Here is a 479-nt window from a genome sequence, read left to right on the forward strand (position 1 = left end):
AAGCTTGTGACGCGGGTTGGCGTGCTGGAGCTTCGGGTTCCGCAAGATCGGGCCGGCCGGTTCTCGACGGAGTTGTTTGAGCGTTATCAGCGCTCGGAGAAGGCACTGGTATCGGCGCTGGTCGAGATGTACGTGCAAGGCGTGTCGACGCGCAAGGTGAAGGCGATCACCGAGGAGCTGTGCGGCCATTCCTTCTCGGCCTCGACGGTAAGCCAGGCGACGGCGCGGCTGGATGAAGCCCTGAAGGCGTTCTTTGAGCAGCGGCTTGCCGAACCTTACCCGTACCTCATTCTGGACGCGCGCTATGAGCGGGCGCGCGAAGCCGGCGTGATCGCCAGCCAGGCGGTGCTGGTGGCGATCGGGGTCGACTGGGAGGGCCGGCGCCAGGTGCTCGGTGTCGAGCTGGCCAACCGGGAAAGCCATTCGAGCTGGCGCGCGTTCGTGGCAGGGCTCAAGCAGCGCGGGCTCGCCGGCGTCGA

The 479-nt window shown here is 66.6% G+C and carries 1 protein-coding gene; it reads left to right on the forward strand.

Annotation, left to right across the window (positions count from 1 at the left end; all coding sequences use genetic code 11):
- Positions 1–479: IS256 family transposase (locus tag AC0L17_RS34605; RefSeq protein ID WP_473519010.1), on the forward strand; the 479-nt coding region annotated here is incomplete at both ends.

The organism is Mesorhizobium sp. WSM4829 (genome assembly GCF_055811475.1).